General features: G+C 63.5%; 11 protein-coding genes. 7 read left to right on the top strand and 4 right to left on the bottom strand.

Features of this window, described 5'->3' with window-relative positions; genetic code table 11:
• Positions 1 to 118 precede the first annotated feature (118 nt).
• The 4 genes from JQ604_RS16985 to parE form a co-directional block, all read right to left on the bottom strand.
• Positions 119 to 889, bottom strand: a complete 771-nt coding sequence (locus JQ604_RS16985) for an SDR family NAD(P)-dependent oxidoreductase (RefSeq protein WP_212358553.1) — start codon at positions 887 to 889, stop codon at positions 119 to 121.
• A 45-nt stretch (positions 890 to 934) separates the two neighbouring features.
• Positions 935 to 1,120, bottom strand: coding sequence for a hypothetical protein (locus tag JQ604_RS16980; RefSeq protein WP_212358552.1), 186 nt, complete (start codon positions 1,118 to 1,120; stop codon positions 935 to 937).
• Between the two features lie 362 nt (positions 1,121 to 1,482).
• Positions 1,483 to 2,247, bottom strand: a complete 765-nt coding sequence (locus JQ604_RS16975) for an outer membrane protein (protein WP_212358551.1) — start codon at positions 2,245 to 2,247, stop codon at positions 1,483 to 1,485.
• Between the two features lie 227 nt (positions 2,248 to 2,474).
• Positions 2,475 to 4,535 (bottom strand): DNA topoisomerase IV subunit B, encoded by a 2,061-nt coding sequence (gene parE, locus JQ604_RS16970; protein ID WP_212358550.1) that lies wholly within the window; start codon positions 4,533 to 4,535, stop codon positions 2,475 to 2,477.
• 247 nt (positions 4,536 to 4,782) lie between these two features.
• On the opposite strand from parE, the gene JQ604_RS16965 reads away from it, so the two are divergent.
• The 7 genes from JQ604_RS16965 (at position 4,783) to JQ604_RS16935 (ending at position 12,987) form a co-directional block, all read left to right on the top strand.
• Positions 4,783 to 5,313 (top strand): DedA family protein, encoded by a 531-nt coding sequence (locus JQ604_RS16965; protein ID WP_212358549.1) that lies wholly within the window; start codon positions 4,783 to 4,785, stop codon positions 5,311 to 5,313.
• A gap of 129 nt (positions 5,314 to 5,442) precedes the next feature.
• Entirely contained in the window at positions 5,443 to 7,986 is a 2,544-nt protein-coding gene (locus JQ604_RS16960) for a DUF3857 domain-containing protein (protein WP_212358548.1), read from the top strand.
• A gap of 224 nt (positions 7,987 to 8,210) precedes the next feature.
• Positions 8,211 to 9,200 (top strand): MBL fold metallo-hydrolase, encoded by a 990-nt coding sequence (locus tag JQ604_RS16955; RefSeq protein WP_212358547.1) that lies wholly within the window; start codon positions 8,211 to 8,213, stop codon positions 9,198 to 9,200.
• A gap of 228 nt (positions 9,201 to 9,428) precedes the next feature.
• Positions 9,429 to 10,097: an FMN-binding negative transcriptional regulator gene (locus JQ604_RS16950; protein WP_212358546.1), complete on the top strand. Its 669-nt coding sequence runs from the start codon at positions 9,429 to 9,431 to the stop codon at positions 10,095 to 10,097.
• Positions 10,094 to 11,074, top strand: a complete 981-nt coding sequence (gene argC / locus JQ604_RS16945; protein ID WP_212358545.1) for an N-acetyl-gamma-glutamyl-phosphate reductase — start codon at positions 10,094 to 10,096, stop codon at positions 11,072 to 11,074. Before JQ604_RS16950 ends, argC (JQ604_RS16945) begins: the two co-directional genes overlap by 4 nt.
• 137 nt (positions 11,075 to 11,211) lie before the next feature.
• Positions 11,212 to 12,258 carry an N-acetyl-gamma-glutamyl-phosphate reductase gene (gene argC / locus JQ604_RS16940; protein ID WP_212358544.1) on the top strand — a complete coding sequence of 349 codons (1,047 nt, stop codon included), beginning with the start codon at positions 11,212 to 11,214 and terminating at the stop codon, positions 12,256 to 12,258.
• A 141-nt stretch (positions 12,259 to 12,399) separates the two neighbouring features.
• Positions 12,400 to 12,987, top strand: coding sequence for a class I SAM-dependent methyltransferase (locus JQ604_RS16935; RefSeq protein WP_212358543.1), 588 nt, complete (start codon positions 12,400 to 12,402; stop codon positions 12,985 to 12,987).
• The last annotated feature ends 17 nt before the right edge of the window (positions 12,988 to 13,004 follow it).

Here is a 13,004-nt window from a genome sequence, read left to right as displayed (position 1 = left end):
CCTCGACGTCAACGCATTGAAAAAGCCCCGGCACCGCCGGGGCTTTTTGTTTGGGTGAAGATTTCTTATTGGAGCATGATCTTTTCGGAAAACCGCTTCGCACTTTTCCGGATCATGCTCACGCCATGATCGAATAGCCGCCGTCGACGGGAATCGCAGTGCCGGTGACGAAGTCGGACGCCGGCGAGGCCAGGAAGACGGCGATTCCTGCGAAATCGTCGATCGCGCCCCAGCGGGCCGCCGGCGTGCGCGCCAGCACACGCTCGTGGAGACCGGCCACCTGCTGACGTGCGCCTTTCGTCAGATCGGTATCGATCCAGCCGGGCAGGATGGCATTGACCTGGATGTTGTCGGGCGCCCAGGCATTGGCGCAGGCACGGGTGAACTGCACGATGCCGCCTTTGCTCGCCGCATAGGCCGGTGCGAAGCTCGCGCCGAAGATCGACATCATCGAGCCGATGTTGATGACCTTGCCCGCGCCGGATGCCTTCAGCGCCGGATAGGCCGCCTTCGAGCAGACGAACGCGCTGGTGAGGTTGGTGTCGATCACCTTGCTCCATTCCTCGATCTCGAGCTCGTGCGGCGGCTTGCGGATGCTCATGCCGGCATTGTTGACGAGGATGTCGATCCGGCCGAGCTCCTTGACGACGCGCGCGACCATGGCTGATACCGCGGCCCGGTCGGTCACGTCGGTCGTCACCGCGATCGCCTTGGCGCCGCGTTGGGTCAGCTCTTCGACGGCCGATCGCGACTTCGTCTCGTTGCGGCCGACGACTGCGATGGTCGCGCCCGCGTCGGCGAAGCCGCGCGCCATGCCGAGCCCGATGCCGCCATTGCCGCCGGTGACGACTGCGACTTTGCCTGAGAGATCGAACGGTGCTTTTTTCATTGTTGTTATCCGCTGTGATGTGAGGGTACGGGGGAGTGTGCCCGATCAACGCCGGCTCTGCCAGATCAGGATCAGGCTGACGGCCGCCAGTGCGGCGCCATAGCGCGCCCATTCCATCTGGTTGATCATGAAGCTCGACGCCGGCCAGGCGATCACGCCGAGGCCCTGGCCGATCCACAGCAGTCCAATCGCAAGGCCGATCAGGCCGAGCACCAGAAGAAGCGAGCGCATTGGTATTTTCCTCCGGGGCGGTAACGATGATGCAATGGGAAACCGTTGCCGAGGGCGTCCGTAGCCGTCGAACGAACAGATGATCGGCCGGATCGGCAAGATCCAGGCTGGATCATGCCACGGAGGCCCAGTGATGTGTCGCAGGGCGATTGTCGCGATACTGACGGGCTCGGGCGTCGCCGTCGCCCTCTGTGCTGCATGGCCAGCAGGCCGATCTGCGGGCCTTCGATCCGGCCGGGATTGCGCGGCTGGAGACTGGGATGTGGCGCGACTATTATGAGAAGCGCGATCCACCACGACTAGCCAACAAAAAAGCCCCGGACGATGCCGGGGCTTTTCAGCTGCTTGGTATTCAGCAGAGATCAGTACTTGGCGACGACCGGGCCACCGCCCCAGTTGAAGCGGTAGACGAGCTCGGAGCGAACGCTGTGCTCGCGCTGCTTCTGGACCGAATTCACGCCGACCGGAACCCCGGCGAGATCGGTAATTCCAACCGTTGCGCGGTCGAATTCCGAATAGCGATACTCGGTCTTCCAGAACAGGCCGGGGAGGAAGTTCAGAGCGTACTCGTCGCCGGTGCCGATGAACCAGCCGCTCCTGGTGTAGCCGGGCGCAATCCCGACGTCACCGACGCCGAAGGCATTGAGCGTCGTCGACTTCCAGTGAGCCTGGGTGTAGCCACCCGAGACGTAGGTCAGCAACTGCGGCAGGACGAGATAGCCAACACGGCCACCGACCGCCCACTGCCAATCCTGCTTCTGGCTGCCGTTCAGACCCGGGAAGATACCGGTGTCACCCTTGACGTCCATGAAGTCATAGTCGGCAAAGGCACCAACAACCCAGTTGTTGAACTGATAGTCGCAGCCGCCCTGAACCGTGCCGAACCAGCCACGCGCGCCACTCGTAACGTTACCGGTGAAAGCAAGGCCAGTCGCAGGGTCCACAAGGTTGGAGTCGTTGTTGGTCATGGCGCCGCCGCCGCCGGCGCCGAGATAGCAGCCGGTCCAGCTGTAGGCCACCGGAGCCGCGATCGGAGCCTTGGTGTAGGGACGAGCCGCGAGGTCGGCAGCAGAGGCCGATCCGGTGAATGCCGCGACCGCAGTCAGAGCAAGAAGAAACTTTTTCATATTGAATTCCCCAACTTCAGTTTTTCGCGGTTCGCACACCCGGTGCGCTCGCACCGATTCCGTAATTCGATGTCCCGACTATACGCGGTTCGCGCGAAAATGCTGTTGCTGGCGAGACACAACCGTCCGGAAACGAAGCCGCCGGGCTCATGTCGCGGAGTCCAAAAAAATCCGGCCGCCAGCATCGCTGGCGGCCGGAAAATGCTAAGAAATCAAATACTTCGTGCCTAGACGTCGAGCTGGTCGTCGCTGGCGAATTCGGCCTTGTCGGTGATGAAGGCAAAGCGTGCCTCAGCCTTGGTGCCCATCAGCCGCTCGACAGAATCGGCCGTGCCTTCCCGATCGTCGGCCAGCAGGACCACGCGCAGCAGGGTCCGCCTGGCCGGATCCATCGTGGTTTGCTTGAGCTGCTCCGAGTTCATCTCGCCGAGGCCTTTGAAGCGGCTGATCTCGACCTTGGCGTTGGCGTTGAACGAGGTCTTGATCAACTCGTCCTTGTGTACGTCGTCGCGCGCATAGACCGATTTGGTGCCGACCGTCAGCTTATAGAGCGGCGGCACGGCCAGATAGAGATGGCCCTCGTCGATCAACCGCGGCGTCTGCCGGTAGAAGAAGGTGATCAGCAACGAGGCGATATGGGCGCCGTCGACGTCGGCGTCGGTCATGATGATGATGCGCTGATAGCGCAGATCCTCTTCGCGGTAATGCGCGCCGGTGCCGCAGCCGATCGCCATCATCAAATCGGACAATTGCTGGTTGGCGGTCAGCTTGTCCTTGCCCGCGGAGGCGACGTTGAGGATTTTGCCGCGCAGGGGCAGGATCGCCTGGGTCTCGCGGTTGCGCGCATGCTTGGCGGTGCCGCCGGCCGAGTCGCCTTCGACGATGAAGAGCTCGGAGCCTTCGGCTGCGGTGTTCGTGCAGTCGGTGAGCTTGCCGGGCAGGCGCAGCTTCTTGGTGGCGGTCTTGCGCGCCGTCTCCTTCTCCTGACGGCGGCGCACCCGCTCTTCGGCGCGGTCAACGACGAAATCCAGCAGACGGTTGGCCTGCACCGGATTGCCCGAGAGCCAGTGGTCGAACGGATCCTTGATCGCCTGCTCGACGATCTTCTGCGCCTCGGCGGTGGCGAGGCGATCCTTGGTCTGACCCTGGAATTCGGGTTCACGCACGAACACGGACAACATCGCGGCCGCACCGACCATCACGTCTTCCGAGGTGATGGGCGCGGCGCGCTTGCCCTGGCCGATGCGCTCGGCGTGGTCCTTCAGGCCGCGCAGCAGCGCGCTGCGGAAGCCGGATTCGTGGGTGCCGCCGTCCGGCGTCGGCACGGTGTTGGTGTAGGAGGACAGGAAGCCGTCGGCGTCAGCGGTCCACGCCACAGCCCATTCGCAGGCGCCATGCGCGCCGTTGCGGCCGGACTTGCCGGAGAAGATGTCCTGATGCACCAACGTGTCGGCGTGGATCGCCGCTGCGAGATAGTCCTTCAGGCCGCCCGGGAAGTGGAACGTGGCCTCCGGCGTAACGTCCTCGACACCCTTCAGCAGCTCCGGATCGCAGCGCCAGCGGATCTCGACGCCGCCGAACAGATAGGCCTTCGAGCGCGTCATCTTGAACAGGCGCTGCGGCTTGAATGCGGCTTTGGCGCCGAAGATGTCGGTGTCCGGCTTGAAGCGGATGCGGGTGCCGCGGCGGTTGTTGATCTTGCCGAGGTCTTCCAGCTTGCCCTTGGGATGGCCGCGCTCGAACGTCATCCGGTAGAGTTTCTGGCTGCGCGCGACCTCGACCTCGAGCCGCGAGGAGAGGGCGTTGACCACGGAGACGCCGACACCGTGCAGGCCGCCCGAGGTCTCGTAGACCTTGGAGTCGAACTTGCCGCCGGAGTGCAGCGTGCACATGATGACTTCGAGCGCCGACTTCTTCGGAAATTTGGGATGGGGATCGACGGGAATGCCGCGGCCGTTGTCGGTGACGGTGAGGAAGCCGTCGGCGGTCAGTTCCACCTCAATGAAGGTGGCGTGGCCGGCCAGCGCTTCGTCCATCGAGTTGTCGATGACCTCGGCGAACAGATGATGCAGCGCCTTTTCGTCGGTGCCGCCGATGTACATGCCGGGCCGGCGACGGACCGGCTCAAGGCCCTCGAGCACCTCGATGTCGGCCGCCGTGTAGCCGTCCTCCGCGCCGCCTCCGCCGCGGGAGGCGACCTTCAGCGGCGCCCGACCCTTGGGTTCCTGCGCTCCGAACAAATCGTCATTGGACTTGCTTTTGGCAGCTGATTTCAATGATTTGGACATGGTTCTTCAAGTATGGCGCGATCAGGGGCGCGACGAATCGGTTGCTCTGACTATGCCACGGTTGGGTTTAAAAGGTGACCGGGCCGGGCTTATGGCAGGAACGGTCGGGGAAATCACGCCCGAAGCCGGCCTTTGTGACTTGAAGCCGGCCAACGGGCTGGCTTAGCTGTTGGGCGAGCCTCGGAACCGGTCTCGGGAACCGATCCGGGGGGCACGGGGCATAACGGGCGGGAAGGCATTCAAGGGAATGGAAGATTTTGCGCGCGCCTTGGCTGATTTCGTGCGCAACCACCAGGCTTGGGCGGCGCCGATCGTCATGCTGCTGGCGTTCGGGGAATCGCTCGCCTTCATCTCGCTGTTGGTCCCGGCCTGGGGCGCCTTGGTCGCGATCGGCGCGCTGATCGGCGTCAGCGGCATCTCGTTCTGGCCGATCTGGATCGCCGGCGGCATTGGCGCTGCGCTCGGCGACTGGGTCTCCTACTGGTTCGGCTATCGCTACAAGGAGCACGTCGCCCAGATGTGGCCGCTGTCGCGCTATCCGGAGATCCTGCCGCGCGGCGAGGCCTTCGTGAAGAAATGGGGCGTGCCCTCGATCTTCATCGGCCGCTTCTTCGGACCGCTCCGTGCCTCGGTGCCGCTCGCCGCCGGCATCTTCGAGATGTCGTACTGGCAGTTTCAGATCGCCAACTTCGTCTCGGCGCTGGTCTGGTCGGCGGCGCTGCTGCTGTTCGGCGACGTCATCGCGCACGCCGTCGAATGGATCTGGCGGGTGGTTTGACGCCGCCCGACACAGCTTCCGCACTTTCTGAGGGAAAATAAAATTTGTTCTATCTCCGGGAGGCTCCAGTAATTTCCGGGTGCTAGCTGAACGACCGGCATAACGCCTGGCTGCGGGGCTTCCGGGAATATGACGGCGCGTATCGTTTCAGTTCTGTGGCTATGGCTGATCACGTCCGTCATTGCTGCTGCCGCTGGCCCGACGGACAACGGACAGGGGCCCGCCTGGGTTGATCCAGGCTGGCGGCGGACGCTCGCCCGCTACACCGTCACTTTCGACGAGCAAGGTCTGAGCACGACCGTGTTCGACTTCGAGATCCGGGCGCTCGACGAGAAGGGAGCGGAGGCAATCGCGCAGCAGACCGTCACGTATAATAGCTACTTCAGCGAATTGTCCTCAAGTGAACTGGCCACCGTGAAGGCCGACGGCAGCGTGATCGCAGTCGACGAGCGTGCCATCCGCGATCAACCCGCTTCTGCAGATATCTCCTCACCTTATTTCGACGAGCTGCGGCACAGGATCATCGCCTATCCGAACGTCGCCGCCGGCGACAGGATCAAGGGACATCTGGTCTACAAGACGAAGACCGCGAAGTTTGCCGGCGAGTTTGCGCAATATTGGATGCAGCCGGTAGACCAGCCGCCCGAGACGATGGAAGTCACGGTCGACGGGCCGGCCTCAAGGCCGCTGCATGTGGCGCTCCGAAACGTCGAGCACAGCGAGGCGCGGCTCGGCGACCGGGTCATTCACCACGCGGCTTTCAGGCAGGAGACGCCGAACCGACGCCAGATCGATGCCGACGCGTTCGACGAAGCCAGGCGTTTCGAGGTCAGCACTTTCGCCGATTATGCGGCTTTTGCAGCCGAGCTGAATGCCCGCAATGCTCCCATGGCCGTACCTGACGGCGGTTTGCGGACGCTCTCGAACGAGATCGTCGGCGATGCCGCCGATCCACGCAGCAAGGTCGAGCGTATCCACAATTGGGTGGCTCGGAATATCCGCTACGTCGGTATCGGCTTTGAAGATGGCGGCTGGACTTCGCAGCCGGCATCGGCCGTGCTCGCGGCGCGCTACGGGGATTGCAAGGCGCATGCGACGATCCTCAAGGCCCTGCTGGCGGCGCAAGGGATCGAGGCCAATCTGGTCGCGGTGAACGCCGATACGCAGTACACACTCACTGAAGTTGCGACCCCCAATTTCAACCATGCCGTTGTCTATGTGCCAGCGATCGATCAGTACCTCGATCCGACCGTGTCGCTGTTGGCCTTCGGCGCATTGCCGGCGGGCCTTGCCGGCAAGCCGGCGCTCAACATCGACAAGGGCACGATGGCCCGCATCCCGGTGTCGAAACCGGAGCACTTCACCCTGGCCGCGGAGATCGATTACACGCTCGCATCCGACGGTACCCGGCAAGCGCGCTCGATCCTGTCCGGCACCGGGCTTGGAGCCCTGGTCGGCCGGTCGCTGGCGCAAGGCCTGGAAAAGACGGATCGGCCGAACACCGCCAAAAGGCTGATCGAGCAGGCCGGGCTGAACGGCGCCGGGGACTACAGCTTTCCAAACCCGCGCGATCTGTCCGACAGTTACGCGATCACCGCGACATTTCAGATCACCAAGCCCGTCGAACTCGGGGAATGGTCGCGCGTCAGGATGCTGCCGCTTACGGACCTGCGACCCTCGCTGCTGGTGCTCAGCACCGGCGGTGTGACCGACCAGCCGTTTCCCTGCCGTTCGCTGGAATATCGGGAGACCAGTTCGCTGACCATTCCAGAGGGGACCAATTTCAACGAAAAGCCGGCGCAGATCATTTACGGGAGATATCTCAACGGCCGGACTCTCTTCGGGGCTGCCAGCGGTCGCATCGACGTGAGCGGGTCCGCCGTGATCGACGGCCGAACCGTGCGCTCAAGCGTGGTTGTGCGGCTCAGCTTTGATACGGCCGTCTGCCCGGCGGAATTCGCCGCGGCGATCAAGGCGGGCCTGCAGAAGTTCACGGACTTCAAATTCGGGCCGATCGGCCAGACGCCGAAAACGCCCGCCAATGTCCGGGACGTCAGCGCCGACCTTGACGAAGGCGTCAACGCTTTTCTGGCCAAGAACTACAAGCTCGCCATGACGCGGCTCAAACCATTCGCCGAGAGCGGGAATGGCAAGGCCCAATCCTATGTCGGCAGCATGTACCAAAGCGGTCGCGGCGTTGAGCGCGATTATCGCGAGGCCATGCACTGGTTCCAGCTGGCGGCGGAGCAGGGCGATCCCTACAGCCAGGGATATGTCGGGTATCTTTACGCTGAAGGACTGGGCGTCGTGCGCGACGAAGCGTTGGCGGCCCAATGGTACACAAAGGCGGCCGATCAAGGCGACGCCTGGGCCCAGATGAGTCTCGGATTGCTGTACGTGAACGGCCGGGGCGTGCCGCTGGATTACACCAAGGGGGTGCAGTTGCTCCGCAACGCCGCCGATCGGAATAACAGCAGGGCTCAATATAATCTGGGCTGGGCCTATGAGAGCGGTCTCGGCGTTCCCAAGGATACGGCACAGGCGATCGCCTGGTACAGCAAGGCGGCTCAAGCCGGAGAAGCGCAAGCCCGAGCCCGCCTGGACGGGTTGACTGGCGGAAATGGTTTTTGGACATCTCTCTTCCGCTCCATCGGTTTGTTGAGCAAGCTGTGACGCTCGTGCGATCGCGTATTTGCCGGTCAGCCGCGCTGCGGTCGCCTTGCGTTGTCAGCGCTCTGTCCACGCCGTGAGGCCTGGAATAAGACCATGGCGCAGGGGTTAGCTCGACAGACGAGCATCGCGGTCTGTCATCGCGCGTGCACCGAAACGCTGCTAAGACCCTGCCAAACAAGCGCATCAACGGGCCACCTTCACTGTCTCACCGGGAGAAATTTCATATGGATCTGACGCGACGTCACGTTCTGACCGGCGCTGCCGGCATTGCTGCTGCGCCCTTGCTGCCGGCGATCTCGGCCCATGCGACTGCGCCAATGGCCGACAAGCAGGCGCCGAGTTTCTATCGCTACAAGGTCGGCGACATCCAGGTCACCGTGGTCTCCGATGGCAAGAACGTCTTCAAGCTCGAGGACTCCTTCATCACCAATGCCAAGAAGGAAGAGGTCAGCGCCGCGCTGCAGAAGGCGTATATGGCGCCTGACATGATGACGATCTATTTCGCACCGCTCGTCATCAACACCGGCGGCAAGCTGGTCGTGATTGACACCGGCAACGGCGCGCTCGCCAAGACCAACAGCAAGGGTGCCAACGGCCTGTTCGCGGAGAATTTCGTCGCGGCCGGCTTCGACCCGAAGAATGTCGATATGGTCGTAATCTCGCACTTCCACGGTGACCACGTGAACGGCCTGTTGACCGCCGAGGGCACGCCGGCATTCCCGAACGCCGAAGTGCTGGTGCCGGCGACCGAATGGAAGTTCTGGATGGACGACGGCGAGATGAGCCGCGCGCCGGCGGGCCGCATGCAGGGCCTGTTCAAGAACAACCGCAGCATCTTCGAGGCCAGCCTGAAGAAGAAGGTCACGCCATATGAGTGGGGCAAGGAGATCGCGCCGGGCCTGACCTCGGTCGAGACCATCGGCCACACGCCCGGCCACACCTCCTATGTGCTGGCCTCGGGCAGCGGCAAGGTCTTCATCCAGTCGGACGTCACCAACAACCCGAACCCCTTCGCGAGCAATCCGGGCTGGCATGCCTTCTTCGATCAGGACGGCGATCAGGCCGAAAAGACCCGCCGCCGGGTCTACGACATGGTGGTGGCGGAGAAGCTGCAGGTGCAGGGTTTCCACTATCCGTTCCCGGGCCTCGGCCATGTCGAGAAGGATGGCAACGGCTACCGGGTGATCCCGGCGCCGTGGAATCCCTCCATCTAACTCGGTTTTCCTTGACGGAACGCGGGCGCGGCCTTATAGCCGCGCCCATGATCAACGCCGCGACCATGTTCACTGCTCGCCGCCGCCGCATTCACGCGGTATGGGCGGTCGTTCGCGTTTAAGATCGATTTGCCTCTGCCGCCGGATCACTCCCGCGGCGCTCTCCCTTCCAAAAAGCAAAGCGGTACGATCGGGCGGCTCCCACGTTCACGTTGAGGAGACACGACCATGTATACGCCACCGGTGTTCAAGCCTGACCGCGCTGCCAGCCTCGCGTTTGTCGATGCGCGCGGTTTCGGCATCGCCTGTGCGTGGGACGGCCATAAGCCGATCGCGTCAGGGCTGCCGTTCTACCTGACCTATGCCGATGACGGCACGCCGCAGGCCGCCTTTCACGTTGCCCGTCACAATCCGCTGGTAAAGCTGGCGGACGGAACGACGCCCTGGCTGCTTTCCGTGAACGGCGCGGATGCCTATGTCTCGCCGGACTGGTACGTCTCGCCGGACCAGGTTCCGACCTGGCTCTACCAAGCCGTGCACCTGACCGGGCCGGTTCGCTTGTTGTCGGAGGCCGAACTCGCGGTGCAGATCGACACGCTGAGCGCCAAGTTCGAGGAATGGCTGGCGCCGAAGCCGCCCTGGACTTCAGCCAAGATGACATCGGGCCGGCTGGATGCGATGAAGAAGGCGATCGTGGGAATGGTGATGACGGTCGAGGAGGTCGAGGGCAGCTTCAAGCTGAACCAGCACAAATCCGAGACCGACTACGCCGCTGTCGCCGGGCAGCTGGAAGCGCAGCCCGACTCCGGCGCAAGGCAGATCGCAAATTTGATGCGCAACATGCGGCCACAGGCCTTTGCAACTGATACGACCCTTCTCGAAAGGACCACGTCATGACCATCACCGAGACCCACAAGCCCGCCGCCGCCGGCGCTGCGAAGAAGCCCTCCGTGTTCGTCGACGGAGCCTCCGGAACCACCGGCCTCGGCATCCAGGAGCGGCTGCGCGGCCAGAGCGAGATCACGGTGAAGGCCATCGCCGAGGACAAGCGCAAGGACGCCGGCGCCAAGCGGGCGCTGATGGAGGAGGTCGATCTCGTCATCCTCTGCCTGCCCGATGATGCGGCCAAGGAAACCGTGGCGCTGATCGACAGCATGGGCGCCTCGGGACCGAAGGTGCTCGACGCCTCGACCGCCTATCGGGTCGCGCCCGACTGGGCCTATGGCTTTGCCGAGCTCGCGCCCGACCAGGCCGACAAGATCAAGGCGGCGAAGAAGGTCTCGAACCCCGGCTGCTATCCGACCGGCGCGATCGCGTTGCTGCGGCCGGTGGTCGATGCTGGCCTCGTCCCCGCCGACACTCCGATCGCCGTCAACGCGGTGAGCGGGTATTCCGGCGGCGGCAAGTCGATGATCGCGAGCTTCGAGGACAGCACCGCGCCGGCCTTCGAGCTCTACGGCCTCGGCTTCGAGCACAAGCACGTGCCGGAGATGCAGCTCTACTCGAAGCTGACGCGGCGGCCGATCTTCATCCCCTCGGTCGGCAACTACCGGCAGGGCATGCTGGTGTCGGTGCCGCTGCAGCTCGACGCGCTGCCGGGCAAGCCCTCTGGCGCCGATCTGCAGGCCGCGCTCGCCAAGCGCTACGCCGGCAGCAGCTACGTGTCGGTGATGCCGCTGCAGAACGAGGCCGCCAAGAGCGGGCGGATCGAGCCTGAGGCGCTGAACGAGACCAACAAGCTCGAGCTCTACGTCTTCGCCAGCGACAAGCACCATCAGGCGGTGATGGTCGCCAGGCTCGACAATCTCGGCAAGGGCGCGTCGGGCGCGGCCGTGCAGAACATGCGGCTGATGCTGGGATTGCCCGAGAAGTAGCCGATACAGCGTTTCTCGCCAGGGAGAGCAGGGTGGACGGCGCGTGCGTTCGCAGACGTGACGCGCACGGGACGGCTGCCGGCTTTCGCTGCCGTTCGATACAAGACAAGCAGCATTTCGCCTGAAAGGAGCGTGCGATGGGCACGAAGAAGATCGGCATACTCGGCGCGTCCGGCTACACTGGAGCCGACGCGGTGCGCCTGTTGGCGCGGCATCCGAATGCCGAGATCACGGCGCTCACCGCCAACACCCATGCCGGCAAGGCCATGAGCGATGTGTTTCCGCATTTCTTCATGCTCGACCTGCCGAAGCTCGTCGAATGGGAGAAAGTCGACTGGAGCAAGCTCGACGCGGTGTTCTGCGGGCTGCCGCACGGCACCACGCAGGAGATCATCGCGGCGGTTCTCAAGGCCAACCCTGGAATCAAGATCCTCGATATGTCCGCCGATTTCCGCCTGCGTGACAAGGACACCTATGCGCAGTGGTACGGCCATGAACACCGGGCGCTGGAATTGCAGGGCGAGGCGGTCTACGGCCTGACCGAGTTCTACCGCGAGAAAATCGCTACTGCGCGGCTGGTCGCCTGTCCCGGCTGCTATCCGACCGCGGTGCTGCTGGCGCTGGTGCCGCTTGCCAAGGCCAAGCTGATCGACGTCGACGACATCGTCATCGACGCGAAGTCCGGCGTCACCGGCGCCGGCCGCGGGTTGAAGCAAAACACGCTGTTCAGCGAGGCGGGCGAGGGCCTGTCGCCCTATTCGGTCGGCACCCACCGCCACGCGCCTGAAATCGAGCAGGAGATCGGCGTCGCGGCCGGTAGCGCCGTGACCGTGAATTTCACGCCGCATCTGATCCCGATGGCGCGCGGCGAACTCTGCACGTCCTACGTCAAGCTCAACGGCGCGACGCCGGACGATTTGCGGGCTGCGCTGGAGAAGGCCTACGCCAACGAACCCTTTGTGCATGTCGCGAAGAAGGGTGTGCTGCCGCAGACCCAGAATGTGCGCGGCTCGAACTATGTTCAGATTGGCGTTGTCGCCGATCGCATCAAGAACCGGGCGATCGTGATCTCCACGCTCGACAATCTGGTAAAGGGGTCTGCCGGTCAGGCGATCCAGAACATGAACCTGATGTTCGGCTTGCCCGAAACTGCAGGACTGGAGCAGATTGCGCTGTTTCCATAGAGCATGGTCCGGAAAAGTGCGAAGCGGTTTTCCCTCGCGACAAACGCCGAAGGCGTTTGCGCGGAGATCATGCTCAAACAAGGAGGTAAAGCGCGATGACGATTCAACCAATCTCATCGCGCTTTAGTGCGAGGTGCAGGGGTGGACGACGACACGCTGCAATTCTATCGGCGCAATGCCGAGGCCTATGCCGGGTGGGCGAAAGCCCCGTCCGCCCGGCTCAGGGGCTTTCTCAATCTGCTGCCGCCGGGCGGGGCGATCCTCGAACTCGGCTGCGGCGCCGGCAATCACCTCGCAGTCATGCTGGAGGCGGGATTCGTCGTGCGCGCCACAGACGGCTCGCCGGAGATGGCGGCAGTCGCATCGCGCAGGACCGGTCATGCCGTCGAGACGATGCGGTTCGACGAACTCAATGAGCACGAGATCTATGACGGCGTGTGGGCGAGCGCCTGCCTGCTGCACGTGCCGCGCGACGAGCTCGGTGGAATCCTCACGCGTATCCACCGCGCGCTGAAGCCGGCAGGCCTGTTTTACGCGAGCTACAAGATCGGCCATGACGATGGCCGCGACAGCCTCGGTCGCTACTACAATTATCCATCGCCGGACTGGTTGCAGGCGACTTACACTGCGTCAGGTGCGTGGACACAAGTTTCGTCCGACACCAGCGAGATCAAGAGCTTTGACGAAGCACCTGCGACGATGCTTCACGTCGTTGTCAGGAAGGCGTAGGTCGGCGCAGCGCATGC

The organism is Bradyrhizobium jicamae, from assembly GCF_018130695.1.
GTDB classification, from domain to species: Bacteria; Pseudomonadota; Alphaproteobacteria; order Rhizobiales; family Xanthobacteraceae; genus Bradyrhizobium; species Bradyrhizobium jicamae_B.
The sequence above is the reverse complement of the archived record's forward strand: the minus strand, read 5'-3'. Positions and strand labels throughout refer to the sequence as shown.

Coding starts and splice junctions, on each gene's coding strand:
- JQ604_RS16985 (WP_212358553.1), bottom strand. CDS start 889: ATGAAAAAAGCACCGTTCGATCTCTCAGGCAAAGTCGCAGTCGTCACC.
- JQ604_RS16980 (WP_212358552.1), bottom strand. CDS start 1,120: ATGCGCTCGCTTCTTCTGGTGCTCGGCCTGATCGGCCTTGCGATTGGA.
- JQ604_RS16975 (WP_212358551.1), bottom strand. CDS start 2,247: ATGAAAAAGTTTCTTCTTGCTCTGACTGCGGTCGCGGCATTCACCGGA.
- parE (WP_212358550.1), bottom strand. CDS start 4,535: ATGTCCAAATCATTGAAATCAGCTGCCAAAAGCAAGTCCAATGACGAT.
- JQ604_RS16965 (WP_212358549.1), top strand. CDS start 4,783: ATGGAAGATTTTGCGCGCGCCTTGGCTGATTTCGTGCGCAACCACCAG.
- JQ604_RS16960 (WP_212358548.1), top strand. CDS start 5,443: ATGACGGCGCGTATCGTTTCAGTTCTGTGGCTATGGCTGATCACGTCC.
- JQ604_RS16955 (WP_212358547.1), top strand. CDS start 8,211: ATGGATCTGACGCGACGTCACGTTCTGACCGGCGCTGCCGGCATTGCT.
- JQ604_RS16950 (WP_212358546.1), top strand. CDS start 9,429: ATGTATACGCCACCGGTGTTCAAGCCTGACCGCGCTGCCAGCCTCGCG.
- argC (WP_212358545.1), top strand. CDS start 10,094: ATGACCATCACCGAGACCCACAAGCCCGCCGCCGCCGGCGCTGCGAAG.
- argC (WP_212358544.1), top strand. CDS start 11,212: ATGGGCACGAAGAAGATCGGCATACTCGGCGCGTCCGGCTACACTGGA.